The sequence below is a fragment of the Rhodoferax sp. GW822-FHT02A01 genome, from assembly GCF_038784515.1.
Classification (GTDB): Bacteria; Pseudomonadota; Gammaproteobacteria; order Burkholderiales; family Burkholderiaceae_C; genus Allorhodoferax.
This window is the reverse complement of the sequence record NZ_CP152376.1, coordinates 1,651,476-1,669,758: the sequence shown is the minus strand read 5'-3', so window position 1 is coordinate 1,669,758 and position 18,283 is coordinate 1,651,476. Positions and strand designations below refer to the sequence as shown.

Annotated in this window: 15 protein-coding genes; 8 read left to right on the top strand and 7 right to left on the bottom strand. The window is 64.4% G+C overall.

Translation table 11 applies throughout. From position 1 onward, the window contains the following. Together AAGF34_RS07940 and AAGF34_RS07935 are read right to left on the bottom strand one after the other, a co-directional pair. The gene (locus tag AAGF34_RS07940; RefSeq protein ID WP_342620075.1) at positions 1 to 2,973 is read right to left on the bottom strand and encodes an EAL domain-containing protein; all 2,973 of its coding nucleotides are present in this window, start codon (positions 2,971 to 2,973) and stop codon (positions 1 to 3) included. Positions 2,974 to 3,051: 78 nt separating this feature from the next. After that, positions 3,052 to 3,990, bottom strand: a complete 939-nt coding sequence (locus AAGF34_RS07935) for a helix-turn-helix domain-containing protein (RefSeq protein ID WP_342620074.1) — start codon at positions 3,988 to 3,990, stop codon at positions 3,052 to 3,054. Between the two features lie 108 nt (positions 3,991 to 4,098). Between AAGF34_RS07935 and AAGF34_RS07930 the strand changes: the two genes are divergently transcribed. The 4 genes from AAGF34_RS07930 (at position 4,099) to AAGF34_RS07915 (ending at position 8,819) form a co-directional block, all read left to right on the top strand. Then, the gene (locus AAGF34_RS07930) at positions 4,099 to 5,274 is read left to right on the top strand and encodes a cytochrome P450 (RefSeq protein ID WP_342620073.1); all 1,176 of its coding nucleotides are present in this window, start codon (positions 4,099 to 4,101) and stop codon (positions 5,272 to 5,274) included. 3 nt (positions 5,275 to 5,277) lie between these two features. Continuing rightward, positions 5,278 to 5,601 (top strand): 2Fe-2S iron-sulfur cluster-binding protein, encoded by a 324-nt coding sequence (locus tag AAGF34_RS07925; RefSeq protein ID WP_342620072.1) that lies wholly within the window; start codon positions 5,278 to 5,280, stop codon positions 5,599 to 5,601. Further along, positions 5,598 to 6,851 carry an FAD-dependent oxidoreductase gene (locus AAGF34_RS07920; RefSeq protein WP_342620071.1) on the top strand — a complete coding sequence of 418 codons (1,254 nt, stop codon included), beginning with the start codon at positions 5,598 to 5,600 and terminating at the stop codon, positions 6,849 to 6,851. Before AAGF34_RS07925 ends, AAGF34_RS07920 begins: the two co-directional genes overlap by 4 nt. 144 nt (positions 6,852 to 6,995) lie before the next feature. After that, positions 6,996 to 8,819 carry a hypothetical protein gene (locus AAGF34_RS07915; RefSeq protein ID WP_342620070.1) on the top strand — a complete coding sequence of 608 codons (1,824 nt, stop codon included), beginning with the start codon at positions 6,996 to 6,998 and terminating at the stop codon, positions 8,817 to 8,819. 3 nt (positions 8,820 to 8,822) lie between these two features. Here the strand turns inward: AAGF34_RS07915 and AAGF34_RS07910 are convergent, their stop codons facing one another. Next, the gene (locus AAGF34_RS07910; protein ID WP_342620069.1) at positions 8,823 to 9,536 is read right to left on the bottom strand and encodes a YebC/PmpR family DNA-binding transcriptional regulator; all 714 of its coding nucleotides are present in this window, start codon (positions 9,534 to 9,536) and stop codon (positions 8,823 to 8,825) included. Between the two features lie 66 nt (positions 9,537 to 9,602). Further along, entirely contained in the window at positions 9,603 to 10,844 is a 1,242-nt protein-coding gene (locus tag AAGF34_RS07905) for an MFS transporter (RefSeq protein WP_342620068.1), read from the bottom strand. Positions 10,845 to 10,909: 65 nt separating this feature from the next. On the opposite strand from AAGF34_RS07905, the gene AAGF34_RS07900 reads away from it, so the two are divergent. Then, positions 10,910 to 11,842 carry a LysR family transcriptional regulator gene (locus AAGF34_RS07900; RefSeq protein WP_342620067.1) on the top strand — a complete coding sequence of 311 codons (933 nt, stop codon included), beginning with the start codon at positions 10,910 to 10,912 and terminating at the stop codon, positions 11,840 to 11,842. Between the two features lies 1 nt (position 11,843). Here AAGF34_RS07900 and AAGF34_RS07895 read toward each other — a convergent pair whose 3' ends face one another. Both AAGF34_RS07895 and iolG read right to left on the bottom strand, forming a co-directional pair. After that, on the bottom strand, positions 11,844 to 12,878 hold the full coding sequence (locus tag AAGF34_RS07895; protein WP_342620066.1) for a Gfo/Idh/MocA family oxidoreductase: 1,035 nt from the start codon (positions 12,876 to 12,878) through the stop codon (positions 11,844 to 11,846). Next, positions 12,879 to 13,874, bottom strand: a complete 996-nt coding sequence (gene iolG, locus AAGF34_RS07890; protein ID WP_342620065.1) for an inositol 2-dehydrogenase — start codon at positions 13,872 to 13,874, stop codon at positions 12,879 to 12,881. 244 nt (positions 13,875 to 14,118) lie between these two features. On the opposite strand from iolG, the gene AAGF34_RS07885 reads away from it, so the two are divergent. Both AAGF34_RS07885 and AAGF34_RS07880 read left to right on the top strand, forming a co-directional pair. Then, positions 14,119 to 14,970 (top strand): TIM barrel protein, encoded by an 852-nt coding sequence (locus AAGF34_RS07885; protein WP_342620064.1) that lies wholly within the window; start codon positions 14,119 to 14,121, stop codon positions 14,968 to 14,970. Between the two features lie 7 nt (positions 14,971 to 14,977). After that, complete coding sequence (locus tag AAGF34_RS07880) at positions 14,978 to 16,054, top strand: LacI family DNA-binding transcriptional regulator (protein WP_342620063.1); 1,077 nt, start codon at positions 14,978 to 14,980, stop codon at positions 16,052 to 16,054. A gap of 7 nt (positions 16,055 to 16,061) precedes the next feature. Here the strand turns inward: AAGF34_RS07880 and AAGF34_RS07875 are convergent, their stop codons facing one another. Continuing rightward, positions 16,062 to 16,919, bottom strand: a complete 858-nt coding sequence (locus tag AAGF34_RS07875; protein WP_342620062.1) for a MurR/RpiR family transcriptional regulator — start codon at positions 16,917 to 16,919, stop codon at positions 16,062 to 16,064. A 125-nt stretch (positions 16,920 to 17,044) separates the two neighbouring features. Here AAGF34_RS07875 and AAGF34_RS07870 point away from each other — a divergent pair, with 125 nt between their 5' ends. Beyond that, positions 17,045 to 18,283: an FAD-dependent oxidoreductase gene (locus AAGF34_RS07870; protein ID WP_342620061.1), complete on the top strand. Its 1,239-nt coding sequence runs from the start codon at positions 17,045 to 17,047 to the stop codon at positions 18,281 to 18,283.

Here is an 18,283-nt window from a genome sequence, read left to right as displayed (position 1 = left end):
CTAGATGTGCGAGGCCGGATCCACCAAAAACGTCGCCTCGAATTCCGTCACGCTCATGGGTGTGCCAAACAGATAGCCCTGGTAGGAATGACAGCCTTGTGCGGCCAGAAACTCCTTCTGCGCCAGCGTTTCCACACCTTCTGCAATGACCGACAGGCCCAAGCTGTCGGCCAGGGCGATCACCATCTTGGCGATGGCCGCATCGTTGGAGTCGATCAGGATGTCGCGCACAAAGCCCTGGTCGATCTTGAGCTGGTTGAGCGGCAGCAACTTCAGGAAGGCCAACGACGAATAGCCTGTACCAAAGTCGTCCATCGAGAAGCCCACACCGACGGACTGCAAGTCCTTCATCTTGGCGATGGTGTTTTGCACATCCGACACCAGCACACTCTCAGTCAGCTCCAGCTTCAAACGTGAGGGGTTGGCGCCGGTGTCCTTCAGGATCTGCTTGACGGTAATCACGAAGTCCGGCCGCATCAGCTGGCGGCCACTGATGTTGACCGATATCGTCAAATTCTCCGCCGACGGATTTGTGCCCCAGAGCGCGATTTGCCTGCAGGCCGACTCCAGCACCCAAGTCCCGATGGGCAGGATGGCCCCGGTCTCTTCCGCTACCGGAATGAAGTCTGCGGGCGAAACCATGCCGCGCTGCGGATGCCGCCAACGGATGAGCACTTCGGCGCCTTCCACATGGCCGGCCACATCGACCTGCGCCTGGTAGTGCAGCAGGAACTCCTGGCGCACCAGCGCTTCGCGCAGGTCCGACTCCAGCGCCACCCGGTTGCTGATGGCGAACTGCATGCCCGCATCGAAGAAGCACAGGGTGTTGCGCCCGGCCGCCTTGGCTTCATACATGGCCAGATCCGCGCGCTTGAGCAGCTCGTCGGTAGATTCCTTCTGGTCGCCAAACAGCGTGACGCCAATGCTGGGTGTGCTGAGATAGGTGCTGTCCCCCAGCACATAGGGTTGATTGAGCGACTCCAGGATCTTCTCACCCACATGTTCGGCCTGGGTGGCCGCGGCAAAGGTCTCCTCGTTCAACTCCAGCAGCATCACCACAAATTCGTCACCACCCAGACGGGCCACGGTATCGCCTTCGCGCACACAGGCCACCAGCCGCTGCGCGACCTGCTGCAGCAGGCGGTCACCCATGTCGTGGCCGCGCGTATCGTTCAGGACCTTGAAGTTGTCCAGATCCAGAAACAGCAGCGCTCCCTTGCGCTTGTGGCGGGCGCTGGTGTTGAGCGCCTGCCCCAGGCGATCCAACAACAGACGCCGGTTGGGCAGGCCCGTCAGCGAGTCATAGAAGGCCAGATGGCGGATCTCTTCCTCGGCCTTCTTGCGGTCGCTGATCTCCGTCATGGTGGCCACGTAATGCGTGACCTCACCCTCGTCGCCACGCAGCGCAGTGACGATCAGCCAAACCGGATAGACCGTGCCGTTCTTGTGGCGGTCCCAGACTTCGCCGTGCCAGGTACCTGTTTCATGCAGGCTCTTGGCCATCTCGATGTAAAAGCCCGAATCCGTCCGGTTGGATCCCAGCAGATGCCGCGGGCTCTTGCCCAGGGTTTCCTCACTGGAGTAACCGGTGATCTTGGTGAAGGCCCGGTTCACCCGCAGGATGGTCCAGTCCGCATCGCAGACAAAAATGCCCTCGTGCGACTCAAACGCCGTGGCGGCAATGCGCAGCTCGGCCTCGGCACGCTTGCGTGCAGTGATGTCGCGAAACAGCGTGCTGGCCAGCAGCTTGCCGTCGGCGCCCTTGTAGAGCACGGAGGACACTTCACATTCAAAAGGCGTGCCGTCCGCACGCAGGAAATTCATTTCCCCGCGCACCGAGCCGTCGCGCGCACGCGTCGAATACAGGTTGGGTACGCGCGGGGCGGCAAAGTCGACGAATATCTCCTCGCCACCACGTATCACCTCTTCTGCACTGCGACCCAGCATGTCGCAGGCGGCCCGGTTGATCGAAAAGATGGCGCCATCTTCGGCCCGGCCCAGGATCACGCCGTCCATGCTGTTTTCAAACAATTGCCGGTAGCTCTCCTGGGATTCCTCATGCGCCTTCTGCGAGCGCTTGAATTCGCTCAGGTCGGTCATCATTCCGGAAATGCGCGTGGCCCAGCCGGTCTCGTCGCGGGTGATGTAGCCACGACACACGACCGGAATCAGATGGTCATCCTTGTGGTGCATGTGCAGCTCCACGCTGAAGCGTTCATTGCCACCACGCACCGCTTCCCGAATCACGTTGTTGATGTGCTGCAGGTCTTCTTCAGGAAAAAGCACCGGGCTCAGGTCGGTATCGGTGGGCAAATCGCGTTGGCGGTGGCCCAGCATCTCCAGCGTGCGCTCGGAGAAGTAAATCACCCCGGTGGCCAGGTCGCGGTCCCACCAGCCGTCGTTGGTGCCCTTGAGCACCAGCTCCAGCTGGGCCTTGGTCTTTTGCAGCTCCACCTTGTTGCGTTGCAGGCGGTCGTGCTCGCAACGCAACTCCATCTGGGCAATCACCTGGCGCGACAAGGAGGCCAGGATTTCGCGCTGCTCGGCATTGAAGCTGCGCGGCACACGATCCATGACGCACAAGGTGCCCAACGCATGGCCATCGTGGCTTATCAGAGGGGCTCCAGCATAGAAGCGGATGCCAGGTTCGCCCACCACCAGGGGACTGTTGGCAAAGCGCGGGTCATTGCGCGCATCGTCGACCACCATCACATCATGCGACTCAATGGCGCTATTGCAGAAGGCGATATCACGTGGCGTCTGCGGCACATCGACCCCTACGCGGGACTTGAACCACTGGCGGTCCCGGTCGATCAGGGAGACCAGGGCCATGGGGGCATCGAAATACAGCGAAGCCAGCCGCGTCAATTCATCAAACCCCGCCTCGGGCTGAGTGTCCAGAATCTGGAGTTCATCCAGCGCTCGCTGCCTTTGTGATTCCCGCTCAGCAGGGCTGAGCCCGGTGTTGGCCATGTATCGTGATACCTGTCGTTAAAAGAGTGAACCCTGGGGGCGCAGTGTCACACACATGAAGCCCGGGCAAATTGTCGCTTACCCCAAGCCCGGTAAGGGATAGTGATCACGCTGCTGGCGGAATGTCAGGGGCGTGCAACCCAGACGCCGCTTGAAGAAGCGCGAGAAATAGGCGGCATCTTCAAAGCCCAATTCCGCGGCAATGGTACCCACCGGGGCCGTGGTGTAGATCAGACGGCGGCAGGCCTCGCGGGTGAGCCGCTCGTGCACCACCTCCAACGCACTCTGGTTGCTGACTTCGCGCGCCAGCCGGTTGAGCCGCTGGGTAGGCAGGCCCAGGCGGGTGGCATATTGCGCCAGCGACCACTGCTCCAGCAGATGCTGTTCCACCAGTTGCAGGAACCGGGTGAACACGCGGCGGTTGCGCAGGGTCCGGTTGCCCCGTGTATCACCGCGCGCAGGCCTGACCTGGGTCAACAGCCAGATCACCGAACGCGCCAGCCACTGCACCACCGGCGCATCGGAGGAAGCCGGCGTATGGAATTCAGTCACCAAGTTCTGCAGCAGATGGGCCATGCGCGTGGCCAGACCCTTGTCCTCGGCCATGGACAGCAGCGCAGCTGTCTCGAATGCGGCGCAGAAGGCCTCGCCCACCGGCTGGAACTCGCCCTCCACCATGAAGCGCGCGCTCAGGCTGAGCACCAGGCCATCGGTATCGCGTGCGAACTTGAAACCGTGCACCACACCCGGCGGCACCACGATGGCCAGCGGCCCCTCGACGGACTGCACGGTTTCGTCAAGCTGCACCTCCACAGCTCCCTTCTGCACCCACAGCACCTGGTACAAACCCTTGTGGATATGCGGCGAAATCTCCCACTGGTAGAGGCTGCTGCGGGCCCGTACCTCTTCGATGTGCAGCACCTCCTTGTCGGAGGTTGCATCCTCGCCATACAGGGCAAATGCCGGGATGCTGGAGCGGGCCGGCTTGCGCCGGGAGCGGGACGGTGGATTGGGCATGGATTTCATTTTGATCGAAAAGTACCATTTCTCGCAGCGGTTTATGCAGTGCATTGCGGCCTGGTCACCCCTACAGTTCGGTCTCATCCAACAAGCAGGAGACAAGACATGTTCAGTTTTGACCCGTATTCACCCGCGGTGGACGCCGACCCGTTCCCCTATTACAAGCAGCTGCGCGACGAGCAGCCCTGCTTCTGGAGCCCCGAAGCACAGATGTGGATCCTGTCGCGCTACGCCGACATCGTGTCCGCCGGGCAGGACTGGCAGACCTACTCCAGTGCCAGCGGCAACCTGATGACCGAGTTGCCCGGCCGTGCCGGCGCCACACTGGGCAGCTCCGACCCACCAAAGCACGACCGTCTGCGCGGCCTGATCCAGCACGCCTTCATGAAGCGCAACCTGTTGGCGCTGGAAGAACCCATCCGCGCCGTGGCGCAAGAAGTGTTCGGCCAATTGCGTGGTGTGCGCAGCTTCGACTTCAAGGAAGTGTCTTCCCAGTTCACGGTGAAGGTGCTGATGGCAGCACTCGGCCTACCCATGGGCGAAGAAGCCATCGTGCCCGAGCACGAAGTGCGCGAGAACGCCGTGCTGATGGTGCAAAGCGATGCCCGCACCCGCGCCAAAGGCCCGGAGCACATTGCCGCCTACAACTGGATGCAGGACTATGCGGCCAAGGTGATTGCCATGCGCCGTGCCGAACCGCGCAACGATCTGATCAGCAACTTCGCCCTGGCCGAGATCGATGGCGACCGCCTGGACGACCGCGAAGTGCTGCTCACCACCACCACGCTCATCATGGCGGGTGTGGAATCGCTGGGCGGCTTCATGATGATGTTTGCCTACAACCTGGCAACCTTCGACGAAGCCCGCCGTGCGGTGGTGGCCAACCCGGAGCTGCTGCCCGATGCCATCGAAGAGAGCCTGCGCTTCAATACCTCGGCGCAACGCTTCCGTCGCCGCCTGATGAAAGATGTGGAGCTGCACGGCCAGACCATGCGCCAGGGCGACTTTGTCTGCCTGGCCTACGGCTCAGGCAACCGCGACGAGCGCCAGTACCCCAACCCCGATGTGTACGACATCACCCGCAAGCCGCGCGGCCACCTGGGCTTTGGCGGCGGCGTGCATGCCTGCCTGGGTACCGCCATCGCCCGCCTGGCGGTGAAGATCGCCTTCGACGAATTCCACAAGGTCGTGCCCGACTACCGTCGCGTGGCAGACCAGTTACCCTGGATGCCGTCGTCCACCTTCCGCAGCCCCCTTGTTTTGCAACTGCAGGTTCAGTAAGCCATGGCCCACATCACCTACATCGACGCCTCCGGGCAGTCCACCACCATCAACCTCAGCGACGGCTGGAGCCTGATGCAGGGTGCCACCGCCAACGGCATCGACGGCATCATCGGCGAATGCGGCGGCTCCTGCGCCTGCGCCACCTGCCACTGCTACGTGGACGAAGCCCGCCTGGGCGACCTGCCCGCGCCCTCGGAAGGCGAGCTCGACATGCTGGAAAACGTGGCCAGCGAACGCAAGCCCAACAGCCGTCTGGCCTGCCAGATCAAGGCCAGCGCCGCGCTGGAAGGCCTGGTCGTGCGCCTGCCCGAGACCCAGGAATGAGCACCGACGGCCACGTCGTCGTCATCGGCGCCGGACAGGCCGGCGTGCAGACGGCAGAGGCACTGCGCACGCTGGGCTTTGCCGGTGCCATCACGCTGCTGGGCAACGAGACCCACCCGCCGTACCACCGTCCGCCCCTGTCCAAGGCCTGGCTGGCGGGTGAGATGGATGCGGCCCAGCTGCTGATGCGCAGCCCCGAAGTGCTGGCGCGCAAGAACATCACCCTGCGTACCGGTGTGAGCGTTGCGGCCATTGACCGCGCCGAGCAGACCGTGTCTCTGGGGAATGGCGAAACACTGGCCTACACCGGCCTGGTGCTGGCCACCGGCTCCACGCCACGCCAGTTGAATCTGCCCGGTGCCGATGCCCAGGGCGTCTTCGCCCTTCGCTCGCGCGACGACGCCTCAGGCATCGCCAACCAGATGGCGCGCTGCGTGGAGCAACAGCTCGGCGTGGTGGTCATTGGCGGCGGCTTCATCGGTCTGGAAGTGGCCGCCACCGCGCGCAAAAAGGGGTTGTCCGTCACCGTGCTGGAGGCTGCGCCGCGCCTGCTGGGACGGGTGCTGGCGCCGGTGCTCTCCGACTGGTATGCCGCGCTGCACCGCAGCCACGGTGTGCATCTGGAACTGGGCGCGGCTGTCGCTGCGCTGGAGGTAAATGCAAACGGCGCGGTGAGCGGCGTGCGCCTTGCCGATGGCCGCGTGGTACCCGCAGGCCTGGTGGTGGTCGGCATAGGCGTGTCAGCCAATGACCAACTGGCTGCAGCAGCCGGCTTGGCGTGCGAGCGCGGCATCGTGGTGGATGCCTGCACGCGCACTGCGGACCCGCATATCGTGGCCGCCGGAGATTGCACCGCCCGCCGTCTGGCAGACGGCACCCTTCTGCGGTTGGAATCGGTGCAGAACGCCACCGAGCAGGGCAAATCGGCAGCGGCTGCGCTGATGGGTCAGGACCGCCCCTTCACCGCCACCCCCTGGTTCTGGAGTGACCAGTACGACAAGAAACTGCAGATGGCGGGCCTTTCCACGGGTGCAGATACCTGGGCCGTGCGCGGCGACATGGGGACCGACAGCCCCACGTCCAGTTTCACCGTGTTCCACTTCCGCGGCACCACGCTGCTGGCCGCCGACAGCGTCAATGCCGCCAAGGACCATCTGGCCGTGCGCAAGCTGCTGGATGCGGGCATATCGCCCACGCCCGCGCAGGCCGAGGACCCGGCGTTCAACCTGGCGAACCTGCTCAGCGTCTGAGCCGCACACATTCGCTTACAAATATCTGGTGCCTGCCAGGCCGGATAGGCCCCGGCTGCGCATGAAATAGCGTCTGGGGGTGGAATGCCCGCGACCGGTGCCAGGGGGGCATTGCGGACGCGGCTTGTTGCGCCCCTTCACCGCATGCCTTCCGAAGCCGTCCTGATCCACAACACCCCTTCTGCGCCCTTTGCGTGGGGTCAAACCAAAGTGCCCTGGCGCCTGCCAGAGTCACGGCTCGCCATCGCGGTTTTGCTGTCGCTGGTGTTGCACGGACTGCTGCTAACCCTGCAGTTGGATCTGGCCGGTCTGCAGTGGCCCGACGACCTGTTCCGTGAAGACCGCCGCGGCGTGGAGCCCGCCCTGTCCATCCGCCTGGAGCCGCTGCCTGCGCAGGTAGATGCAGGTTCCGCGGACGACGCGCAGACCTCACCCACACCGGCACCTGCTTCGGCAACTGCTACGTCACCGTCACCGGAGCCCGCAACTACGCGCGCACTGGCAACTGCTGACGCTCCCGCAGCTGCAGCAGCGCCCCTGCCCGCGACAAGCCCACCCGCAGAGGTCTTGCCTGCCACCGCGCCGCAGACCCCCGCCATCGCGCAGGTACTGCCGCCGGTCGAAGACAACACCCGTGCGCGCCAGGAAATCACCCGGCAGGAACGTGCACAGCAGGAGGCCGTTGAACAGCAACTGGCTGCACGGCAGGAGGCCGAACGCCAGGCCGCAGCAGCGCAAGAGGCGCAACAACAGGAAGCACAGCGCGCCGAGGCGGCACGCCAACTGCTGCTGCAACAGGAGGCTGCGCGCCTGCTTGCCATCCAGCAGGAAACTGCTCGGCGGGAAATCGCGCGTGCCGCCGCAGCTCAGGCATCTGCCGCGCAGGAGGCCGCACGTATTGCAACGGAGCAGGCCGAGGCGCGCCGCCAGGATGCGTTACGGCAAGAGCAAGCCCAACAGGAACAGGCGCGGCAGGACGCACTCAAGGCGGAGGCGGCTCGGCAGCAAGCGCTGCGCGCAGATGCGGAGCGGGTGGCTGCGACGCAGGCCGCTGCGCAAAGGCAGCTGGCCGCCCAGCAAGAAGCTGCACGCGTAGCGGCGGAGCAGGCAGCCGCTCAGGAGGCCGCACGCCAAGCCATGGCGCGGCAACAGGAACTGGCCCGACAGGAACAGGCTCGGCTTGAAGCCCAGCAGGCCGAAGCGCGGCGCCAGGATGCGTTACGGCAAGAACAAGCCCGACAAGAGCAGGCCAGGCAGGATGCACTCAAGGCGGAGGCCACGCGGCAGCAGGCGCTGCGCGCAGAGGCGGAGCGGGTAGCTACGGCACAAGCCGCAGCGCAGGCTGCAGCGCAAAGACAGCTTGCCGCACAGCAGGAAGCTGCACGTGTGGCTGCGGAGCAGGCGGCGGCCCAGGAGGCCGCTCAACGGGAGGCCGCGCGGCAGACTGAAATGCAACGCGCGGCTGCGGCACAGGCCGCTGCAGCACAAAGGCAACTGGCGCAGCAGGAGGCTGAGCGCAAGGCGGCGTTAGAGGCCGCAAGACAGCGCGAGCAACAGCAGGCGGCACGCCCGGTGGAAAAAGCGCCAGAGCTTCCCGCCGAGAAACCGCGCAGGCGCACGCTGATCGGGCGCCCAGACCAGGACGCGCGGCTGGCCGTGTTTGCGGAAAGCTGGAGCCAGCGGGTTCAGCAGAATGCGGACTTCGAGTTTCTGGATGCCGCCAAGAGCGGCGATTACACCAACCCCATCGTGACAGTGACGTTGCGCGCCGATGGCAGTGTAGACAGCGTGGTATTCCGGCGTGCCAGCGGCATTGCGGCCATCGATGACGCCATTCGCATCATCATCGCCTCGCTGGCGCCCTACAGCCGCATACCGGCCGAACTAGCGATGGACTACGACGTGGTGGAAGTCACGCGGCTGTGGACCTTCGGCAGCGGCTTGCGTCTGGCCAGGACAGGGCGCTAGCCCCTAGCCCGCCAGGGCGACGTAGACCTCTTGCACGTCGTCGTGCGCGTCGATGGCCGCCAGAAAGGCTTCCACTTCTTCCAGGGCCTCGGCGCTCAGGCTGGTCGGGTCGACCGGGTTCTTGGGTTTGTAGCCCAGTTTGGCCGACAGCACATTAAAGCCGTGTGCCGGCAGCGCGCGGCTGACCAGATCCAGGTCGGCGGGCGCGGTGATGAACAGGGTGTTGCCCTCTTCCTCGCCGGGCTCCAAGTCCTGCGCGCCAGCCTCAATGGCGGCGGTTTCTGCATCGGCTCCGGCGGCAGCGGGGGCGGCCTCGATGAAGCCCACGTGGTCAAAGTCCCAGGCAACCGAGCCGGAGGTGCCCAGCTGACCCTTGCGGAACAGCACGCGCATTTCGGGCGCGGTGCGTTTGACGTTGTCGGTCAGGCATTCCACCATGACGGCGACTTGGTGCGGCGCAAAGCCTTCGTAGATCACGCGCTCGTAATGGGTGGCATCGTCGCCCACGCCCGAGCCCTTTTTAAGGGCGCGTTCCAGCGTGTCCTTGGGCATGGAAACCTTGCGGGCCTGCTCCACCACCAGGCGCAGACGGGCGTTGGTGGCGGGGTCGGCACCATTGCGCGCGGCCACCGTGATTTCCTTGACCAGCTTGGTAAACATCTTGCCCTTGGCATTGGCAACCAGATCCTTGCCCTTTGCTTTCCACTGCGCGCCCATAGTGTGTATTCCTTGTTGTGCTGGCACCCCTTGGTGCCCGATTGAGTGTGGGGATGATAGTGGGGTTTATTTGCGGGGCTGCAGAAAGGTGACGGCAATCGCACCAGCCAGGCCCTGAAACAGGATGATGGACAGCACCGAGCCGCCCCAATGCCAGCCCTCAAAGGCCATGCCCGCGATCCAGGTGCCCGCTGCTCCGCCACTGTAGTAGCTGAGGTAGTAGATGCCGGTGGCCAGCGAGCGGCCCTCGGTCACGTTGTCGGCAATGTGGCTGATGGTGGCCGACTGGCATACGAACACGCCGGTGGAGCACACCGCCAGTCCCACGATCACCGCTGCCAGCGAGGGCACGAGCGTCAGCAACAGACCGGCTGCCGACAGGGACAGGCTGACCAGCACCGCCTTCAAAAAACCGTGGCGCGCGATATGGCGTGCCGCCAGGGGAGTGACCACCACGCCCACCAGGTACACGCCAAACACATTGGCCAGCCCGGCACTCGTCAGATTGAACGGTGCTTGCGTGAGGTACAGATTGACATAGGTAAAGGCGCCCACCAGTGAGAACAGCACGCAAAAGCCCAAGGCGCAGATCGCCAGAAAGCGCCGGTTGCTCAGATGCCGGCCCAGTGTCTGGAAAGCGCCGCGCACATTGCGGTTGGCTACAAAGTGACGCGAAGGCGGCAACAACCGCCACACGACCACGGCACCCACCAGGTTCATCACCGCCAGGGTGAAGAAGGCGCCGCGCCAGCCCAGCACATGGCCCGCATGCCCGGTGATGAAGCGCCCGCAAAAGCCACCCATGACGGTGCCGCCCACATAGGTGGAAGTCATGCGCGCCACACCGCCGTCATGGAACTCTTCGGACAGGTAGGCAATCAGCACCACCACGATGCCCGGCACCGCCAAGCCCTGCATGAAGCGCAGGACCGCAATGCCCGCCAGGCTGTGGGCCAGCGGAATCAGCGCGGTGGGAATGGTCAGCGCAAACAGGGAACTGCACAGGATGATGCGCCGGCCCAGCGCATCCGACAGCATGCCCATGAAGGGAGACACCAGCGCAATGGCCAGCACGGTGGCGCCGACGGTGGCACCGGCCTGTACCGGTGTGGCGGCAAAGTCCTGCATCACCAAAGGCAGCACTGCCTGCATGGAATAGACGTTCAGGAAAGCAAAGAAGCCAATGATCCAGACAATCGGGCGCGAAGCCAGCACACCATCGCCGCGCACCGCACGGCCCAGCTTGCGCAGCAGCCCTTGGGGTGCGGCGGCTGGCTTTTTGGGGGAAGGTAGTGGTTGGTCGGACATGGGTGAATGTGCCGCCGGGAGTCTACATCGGCAACAATGGCGCCCTGGTTTGCAATAGGGACATCATGGATCGTTTACTGTCGATGCGGGTATTTCAAAAGGTCATCGATGAAGGTGGCTTTGCTGCCGCCGCACGTGCGTTGGACATGTCACCGGCCGTGGTCACGCGGCTGGTGGCAGACCTGGAAGAGCACTTGAGCACCCGCCTTCTGCATCGGACCACGCGCAAGCTCTCGCTGAGCATGGCCGGTGAAATCTATCTGGAACGGGTTCGCGTCATCCTGCAGGACATTGACGAAGCTGACCGCATGGCCAATTGCCAGAACCACCAGCTCGCCGGCGTGTTGCGCATCCTCGCTCCACCTGTGCTGGCCACCCATGTGCTGGCGCCGTTGATCGCAGGGTTCCGCCAGCTGCATCCCAAGATCGTGCTCAACATCGAAGTGGCCTCCTACAAGGAGCCGCCCATTGAGGAATACGACATCACGCTTTTGCCCACCGACGACCAGTTCAACGGCGACGTGATCGCACGCAAGATCTCCAGCGCCGAGTCCATTCTGGTGGCTTCGCCCGCTTATCTGAAGCTGCGCGGCACACCCTTCAAGCCTGAAGAACTGACGCAACACGATGTATTGCGCTTGAAGATTCCGGGTCAACAGCAGCGCGTGTGGCGCCTGCTGGACTCGGACCATGACGACGCTCCCGTCGAAGTGGCGGTGGAACCGGTCCTCTGGGTGAACCACAGCGACACGGTGATGCGGGCTGCGCTGGACGGCGCGGGCATCACCTCGGTGGCGCTGGATCTGGTGGCACCCTATCTGATGCGCGGCGAACTGCTGCGCGTGCTGCGCCCCTGGATTGCCGGGCGGTTGCAGCTCTACGCAGCACTGCCGAGCCGGCAGTTCATGCCCGAGCGCACCCGCGTGTTTCTGGAATACCTGATCGAGCAGACGCGCATCCACGCGGATGGCGCGCTGCTCGCCTGCAACGCCTGCTGACCTAGACCGCTTCGGGCAGACCGCTGGCCAGTGAACGGCTGATGGCCAGCCCGATGCGGGTGGCTTCCAGTGCGTCTGACAGCGTCAGCGTCAGTGGCGTGATGCCGCGGCAGGCCGCGACAAAGGCCGCCATCTCTGCGGCAAACGCCGCCTCGAAGCGCTCGTAGAAGTCTTTCAGCACGGCATGGCGCACGCCATGCTGGTCGCTCTTCACCACGCGGTTGGCTGCTGCATGCTCGCCCACCAGCAGCTTGCCGGCCGTACCTATCACCTCGGTGCTGGTCTCATGCCCGTGCGCCATGGTGCGCGATGCATACAGCACGGCCTTGGCGCTGCCTTCGAACTCGACCACGGCAATGCCGTTGTCCACATCGCCGCAGTCGGCCAAGCCAGGGTGCAGCGCGATGGTGCCGGTGGCAAATGCGCGCAGGGCCTTGGGGCGGCCAAGCATCCAGCGCGCCAGGTCGATGTCGTGCACGCTGCAATCCATGAAGATGCCACCCGACGTGGGCGCGAACTTGACGAAGAAACCTTCGGGGTCATTCTGGTCACAGGTTTGCGAGCGCACCAGAAACGGCTTGCCGATCTCACCCGCGGCAACCGACTGGTAGGCCGCCAGGTAACTCGGATCAAAGCGGCGCACAAAGCCCACCATGGCCACCCGGTCCGGGTATTGCGCGGCAACTTGCAACACGCGCTCGCAGTCCGGCACGTTCAGGGCCAGGGGCTTTTCCACAAACACATGTTTGCCCGCCTTGAGCGCGGCAATGGTCTGGTCGGCATGCAGCGAGGTGGGCGTGACCAGCACCACCGCATCCACCGCCGGGTCGGCCAGCAGGCTGTCCAGGTCGGCGTAAACGTTGGCAATGCCCAGCTGGTTGGCGGCATAGGCACGCTCGGCTTCCACCGGGCTGCACGCCGCTACCAGTCGGCAGCCGGGAGTGTTGTGCGCCAGGGCAGCGGCGTGGCGCTGGCCGAGCCGGCCCAGCCCCACAATGCCGACCCGCAGCGCAACCTGCGGTGCGACTGCCACCATTTAGAACTGCACCGGCTGGCCGCTGTTGGCGCTATGCGTGGCCGCATCGGCCAGCTTCTGCGCAGCCACGCCGTCGGCTACCGTGGTACGGAAGGGGGCACCGCTTTGCAGGCACTCGAAGAAGTGTTCGATCTCCAGCTTGTAGGCCGCTGCGTAGCGCTGCAGGAAGAAGGCTTCGGGCTTGTCGGAGGTAATGCCCTTGGCATTCCACTGCACCACTTCGGTGGGCGTGTGGTTGCCACATTGCAGCAGGCCGGTGGAGCCCAGCACTTCAAAGCGCTGGTCGTAGCCGTAGGCGGCGCGGCGTGTGGTGTTGATCTGGCACAGGCGGCCCTTGCGGGTGCGGATGGTCACGGCGGTGCTGTCGTAGTCGCCGGCCGTCTTAATGGCCGGGTCGGTCAGCACCGACGCGGTGGCGCTCAGCCATTCGGCTTCGTCACCGTCGGCACACAGAATCCAGCGGAACACGTCCAGGTCGTGGATCAGCATGTCGCGGAAGATGCCGCCGGAGGCCTTGATGTATTCCACCGGAGGCGCGCCCGGATCGCGGCTGGTGATGACCAGCATTTCAGGAGTGCCGATCTCGCCGGCCAGCAGACGGCGGCTGGCGTCGTTGAAGGTGGGATCAAAGCGGCGCTGAAAGCCGATCATGCAGGACACGCCGGCTGCCTTGACGGCTTCACCGCAGGCAATAGCGCGGGGCACCGACAGGTCCACCGGCTTTTCGCAGAAGATGTGCTTGCCTGCAGCAGCGGCGCGCGTGATCAGGTCGCTATGGGTATCGGTGCTGGAGCAGATGGCCACCGCGTCCACGCTCTTGTCGGCCAGCACGGCTTCGATGGACGCCACCTCGGCACCCAGCTTCTGGGCCAGATCGGAGGCTGCGGCCGGAACCGGGTCGAACACGTACTTGAGCTTGACGCCACTGAGCGCAGCGAGGTTGGAGGCGTGGATGCGACCGATACGGCCGGCACCGAAAACGGCGACGTTTTTCATGGGGAAATCCTTGTGTCTCAGGTTTTTCAGGGGTTGTTTGAACGCGCCTTTGCATGGGCGACCCGGCGACTATAGAGGCAGTTTTGGGTTTTGAAAAGAAATTTCTAACAAATTTGTGTTTTGAATTTCATTTCAATTAAACTGCTGCCAAATGATCAAATTTGATCAAGAAAATGGCTGATGGCGGCCCCGGTTTTACCTACAGTTGCGCGCTGTTCCATCCACAACACACGGAGACACCGCCATGGCCCACACCCTTTCCTTTTCCATCAACCGCATCAGCGCGCCGCGCATTGCATTCAGTGAATTTGCCGCACTGACACGGCGCCTGGGCGTGCAGGCCATCGAAATCCGCAACGACCTGGCTGGCGTGGAACTGGTGGACGGCACACCGGGCAAGGACATTGGCGCCATTGCCAAGGCGCATGGCCTGGTGATCCGCTCCATCAACGCGCTGCAACGCTTCGAGCAGTTTGACGCGGCCCGCGCCGCGGAAGCGCGTGACCTGATTGCCTACGCCGTGGCCTGCGGCGCCCAGGCCCTGGTGCTGTGCCCTACCAACAGCCTGCGCGATGCGCGCAGTGCCGATCAGCGCCACGCCGACCTGGTGCATGCCCTCAAGCAACTCCAACCCCTGCTGCAGGACACCGGCCTGGTCGGCCTGATCGAGCCACTGGGCTTTGAAGAGTGCGCCGTGCGCCGCAAGTCGCAGGCCGTGCGCGCCATCCAGGAAGTGGGCGACAGCAGCACCTTCCGTCTGGTGCACGACACCTTCCACCACCATCTGGCCGGCGAAGACCTGTTCTTCCCCGCGTACACCGGACTGGTCCACATCTCCGGCGTGGAAGACACCAGCCTGGCTGCGTCGCAGATGCGTGACGGCCACCGCGTGCTGGTGGGCGCCGCCGACCGCCTGGGCAATGCCGCGCAGCTCCACACGCTGCTGCAGGCCGGTTACACCGGCTACGCATCGTTCGAGCCCTTTGCCGAAGAGATTGCCGCGGCCACCGACATCGAACAACGCCTGGCTGCCAGCATGGCCTATCTGCGCAGTGCAGTGGCCGCACAAGCGCAGCCTGCAGCCCAACCCGCCTGAGCGTCCCTTGCAGCCCACCCCACCCGTTCGCCGTAAAAGCACGCCGCGTCTGATCGACATTGCCACGGCAGCCGGGGTGGGGATTGCCACGGTCAATCGCGTGCTCAACGACAGCGGAAAGGCCTCTGCCAGCACCCGCGAGAAAGTCATACAGGCGGCGCGCCAGCTGGGCGCCCGGCGCGTGATGCCGGACGTGCACCGCGGCCTGACGCGCTTTGACTTTGTGTTTGCCCGCAGCCAGACGCCGTTCTTCGAGCGGCTACAGCTTGCCTTGCAGCGCCACATGCAGTTGCTGGACCGGCGCATCGTGGTGCACCGCCATGCTTTCGATCCGGCCGACGAAGCGCAGATTGCCACCTTCATCAAGAAGCCGCCGCACCGGCGCAATGGCCTGATCGTGGTGGTGCACGACACGCCGGTGCTGCGCGAGGCGGTGCAAAGCGTGGTGCGCCAAGGGGTTCCGGTGGTGACGCTGATGAGTGACCTGAGCGACGTTAGCAACCTGCATTACGCTGGCATCAACAATGTGCAGGCTGGGCGCAGCGCCGGCTATTTTCTGGGGCGGCTGGCGCCGCAGGCCGGGCGCGTGCTGGTGCTGACCAACGACCTGTCCTTCCGCGCGCACCGCGACCGCACCAACGGATTCATCGCGGCATTGCAGCAGCGCTTTGCGCACCTGGACTGTCTGCCGGTGGTGCAAACCCATGACGATGCGGACCAGACCTTTGCCGCCGTCGATGCGCAGATTCGCGCGGGCAGTGCGCTGCCCTTGTGCGGCATCTACAACAGCGGGGCCGGCTCACTGGGCATTGCAAAGGCCTTGCGCAACCGGGCGCAGCATGTGCTGTGGCTGGGCCATGAGCTCACCGACGAGCACCGCAGCTATCTGGTGGATGGCCGCATGGATCTGGTGATTGACCAGGACCCCGACGGCCAGATCCTCTCGGGCATGCAGTACCTGCTGCATGCCAACAAATGGACGGATGCCATGCCCGCCGCGCGGCCCACCGACTTTCGCCTGTACTGCGCCGAGAACATCACGCACCAGGCCTATCTGCCCCAGGGGCCGAGCGATGAACGCTAGCGCGCGCTCAGGTGGTGGGCTTGTAGGGCAGTTCCAGCGTGTAGGCCAGGGCGATGAACAGGCTTTGCGCCAGACCCATGGTGCTGCTAAGCGAGCGAAAGCCCAGGGTGGAGTTGTCCTGCACCACCAGCGTGACGTGGGCCAGTTTGGACAGCGGGCTCATGCGGCTGTCGGAGATGGCCACCAGCTTGGCGCCGCGCTCGGTGGCCGCTTTGGCCACGGTAATGGTTTCTTCTGCGTACGGCGAAAACGAGATGGCAATCATCACGTCGCCCTTGCGCACCGAGCGCATCTGGCCCTGGTGCATGCTGCCCAGCCCGGTGACCAAGCAGATGCGCTTTTCGGTGTGCTGCAGCGCGTAGTCCAGATAGGCCGCAATCGGAAAGGAGCGGCGCGATGCCGCCACCCAGATGCAGTCGCTCTCGGTGAGCAGGTCCACCGCCTTCTTGAAGGCGGTGGCGTCCAGATTGCTTTCAAGCTCGTGCATGCCCGCCACGCTGCCGGCCAGGAACTCCTTGGCAATGTCCACGCTGGAGAGGTTGCTGGAGCCCGACTCGATCAGGTCGCGGATGCGCGCCTTGTAGTTGCGGCTGGGTGCCAACTGGCGCGAAAGGTTCTCCCGAAAGATCGCCTGCAATTCGCTGAAACCCGAGAAGCCGAAGTGCTTGGCAAAGCGCACCACCGCCGAGGGTTGCACACCGCACTGGCGCGCCATCTCCTGAATCCCCTCGATGCCGACGTGGTCGCGGTTCTTCTCGATATGCAGGGCAATCACCTTGAGCTGCTTGCTCAGCGATTCATATTCCGCCGATATGCGCTTGATGGTTTGGTCGGCTGTGGGGCCAGGTGTTTTCGCAGTTGCCATGGATTGCTTCGGAGATTCTTGTTAGCAGAAAAACTTTTCTTATATCTGCAAATTATGAAAAATTATTTGCACAAGGGCAAGCACCTTTTTGGAATGAACGCCACCCTCTCAATGGAAGACATAGTATGCACTCCCCGGACACCGATTCCATCCTGATCGTAGGCGCCGGGCACTGCGGCGGCCGCACGGCACAGGCATTGCGCGCCTTTGGCTGGACCGGCGGCATCGACCTGGTGGGCGATGAAGAGAGCCCGCCCTACGAACGCCCCGCCTTGTCCAAGGACGCTCTGACCGGCGCCAAGGCACTGGCCGAGTTGGACCTGATGGCGCCCGACGCGCTGCAGGCACTGGCCCTGCGCCGCCACACCGCGCGGGTGACTGCGGTGGATGCGGCAGCCCGGACTGCGCAACTCTCCAACGGCAGCACGCTGCACTACAGCGCCCTGCTGTTTGCCAATGGCGGCAGCCCGCGTGCCCTGGCAATTCCGGGTGCCGACCTGCCCCAGGTGCTGACTCTGCGCACCAAGGCCGATGCACTGCGCCTGGCGCCCTGGCTGCAGGCGGGCAAACGGTTGGTGGTCATTGGTGGCGGCTTCATCGGATTGGAGGTGGCCAGCTCCGCCCGCAAGCTGGGCTGCAGCGTCAGCCTGGTCGAGGGTGCGCCCCAGCTCATGGGCCGTGCCGTGCCCGCCCTGCTGGCCGAGCGCGCACAGGCGCTGCACCGCTCCCGCGGTGTGGACCTGCATATCGGCGTGAGTCCGCTGGCCATCGCGCCGGTGGCAGCGGGCGTGCAAGTGGCGCTGTCCGACGGCAGCACGCTGCAGGCGGATGCCGTGGTGGTGGGCATTGGCATCGTCCCTGGCACCGCAGTGGCACAAGCCGCCGGTGTGGCGGTAGCGCGCGGCATTCTGGTGGACCGGCAACTGCGCACCAATGTGCCCCACATCTATGCCGCAGGCGACGTGGCCGAATTCCCCAGCCACGTGTCGGGCACGCTGCTGCGCCAGGAGACCTGGCAGAACGCCGAGTCCCAGGCGCAGGTGGTGGCCCACAACCTGATGGGCGGCCAGGTGGACTTTGCCGCGAGCTCCTGGTTCTGGTCCGACCAATACGACCACCAGTTGCAGGTCTGCGGCGAACCCGCAGCCGGCGTGCAGACCACGGTGCGCGAACAGGAAGACGGTGACGTGCTGGTCTTCTACACCGATGCCCACGACAAGATCGTGGGTGCCAGCGGCTGGGGCCTGACCGCGCGCATTGCCAAAGACCTCAAAATAGCCCGCACCCTGGTAGAGCGGGGCGTGAGCGCCAGCCCCTCGGTATTGGCCGACCCCGCCACCAAACTCAAATCCCTGCTGAAGTGA

Excerpts from the sequence above, each read along its gene's own strand:
- AAGF34_RS07905 (WP_342620068.1), bottom strand. The coding sequence starts at position 10,844 with ATGTCCGACCAACCACTACCTTCCCCCAAAAAGCCAGCCGCCGCACCC.
- AAGF34_RS07875 (WP_342620062.1), bottom strand. The coding sequence starts at position 16,919 with ATGGCAACTGCGAAAACACCTGGCCCCACAGCCGACCAAACCATCAAG.
- iolG (WP_342620065.1), bottom strand. The coding sequence starts at position 13,874 with ATGAAAAACGTCGCCGTTTTCGGTGCCGGCCGTATCGGTCGCATCCAC.
- AAGF34_RS07925 (WP_342620072.1), top strand. The coding sequence starts at position 5,278 with ATGGCCCACATCACCTACATCGACGCCTCCGGGCAGTCCACCACCATC.
- AAGF34_RS07935 (WP_342620074.1), bottom strand. The coding sequence starts at position 3,990 with ATGCCCAATCCACCGTCCCGCTCCCGGCGCAAGCCGGCCCGCTCCAGC.
- AAGF34_RS07915 (WP_342620070.1), top strand. The coding sequence starts at position 6,996 with ATGCCTTCCGAAGCCGTCCTGATCCACAACACCCCTTCTGCGCCCTTT.
- AAGF34_RS07930 (WP_342620073.1), top strand. The coding sequence starts at position 4,099 with ATGTTCAGTTTTGACCCGTATTCACCCGCGGTGGACGCCGACCCGTTC.
- AAGF34_RS07895 (WP_342620066.1), bottom strand. The coding sequence starts at position 12,878 with ATGGTGGCAGTCGCACCGCAGGTTGCGCTGCGGGTCGGCATTGTGGGG.
- AAGF34_RS07910 (WP_342620069.1), bottom strand. The coding sequence starts at position 9,536 with ATGGGCGCGCAGTGGAAAGCAAAGGGCAAGGATCTGGTTGCCAATGCC.
- AAGF34_RS07920 (WP_342620071.1), top strand. The coding sequence starts at position 5,598 with ATGAGCACCGACGGCCACGTCGTCGTCATCGGCGCCGGACAGGCCGGC.
- AAGF34_RS07940 (WP_342620075.1), bottom strand. The coding sequence starts at position 2,973 with ATGGCCAACACCGGGCTCAGCCCTGCTGAGCGGGAATCACAAAGGCAG.
- AAGF34_RS07870 (WP_342620061.1), top strand. The coding sequence starts at position 17,045 with ATGCACTCCCCGGACACCGATTCCATCCTGATCGTAGGCGCCGGGCAC.
- AAGF34_RS07885 (WP_342620064.1), top strand. The coding sequence starts at position 14,119 with ATGGCCCACACCCTTTCCTTTTCCATCAACCGCATCAGCGCGCCGCGC.
- AAGF34_RS07900 (WP_342620067.1), top strand. The coding sequence starts at position 10,910 with ATGGATCGTTTACTGTCGATGCGGGTATTTCAAAAGGTCATCGATGAA.